General features: G+C 47.8%; 1 protein-coding gene. It reads right to left on the bottom strand.

The window, feature by feature from the left end; all coding sequences use genetic code 11:
- A partial coding sequence (htpX, locus tag R8O11_RS31390) for a protease HtpX (protein ID WP_318195413.1) occupies nucleotides 1-500 on the bottom strand: 500 nt, incomplete at its 3' end.
- Between the last annotated feature and the right edge of the window lie 13 nt (nucleotides 501-513).

The following is a 513-nucleotide window of genomic DNA, read 5'->3' as shown; positions in this document are numbered from 1 at the left end:
ACAAACGTATTCACAACACCTTGCATTAGCGTCATCGTGACCATGTCGCCATTCGCAATGTGGCTCACTTCGTGCGCCAGAACAGCTTCAGCTTCATCACGCGTCATGTTGTGTAGAAGACCAGTCGATACAGCAACCAGTGAATCATCACGCTTAGCACCTGTCGCGAATGCGTTGATGTCTGCAGAATCATAAATCGCTACTGTTGGCATACCAATGCCCGCTTGTTGCGCTTGACGGCCTACCGTCTCAAGCAACCAATGCTCTGTTTCGTTACGTGGGCTTTCAATCACCATGCCGCCAACTGAGCGTAGTGCCATGCCCTTTGACATCATTAACGAAATCAATGCGCCACCAAAGCCAAATACAGCTGCCATGACAAGTAAACCAGACAGACTGCCTGGTTGCATTCCAGTGGTCGCGTAAACAATATTCAGAACAACACTAAGAACCAGCACAACAGCTAGGTTAGTTGCTAGGAATAACATAATTCGCTTCATTACTTTTCTCCGA

Source organism: Vibrio sp. 1288 (genome assembly GCF_033344475.1).
The sequence above is the reverse complement of the archived record's forward strand: the minus strand, read 5'-3'. Positions and strand labels throughout refer to the sequence as shown.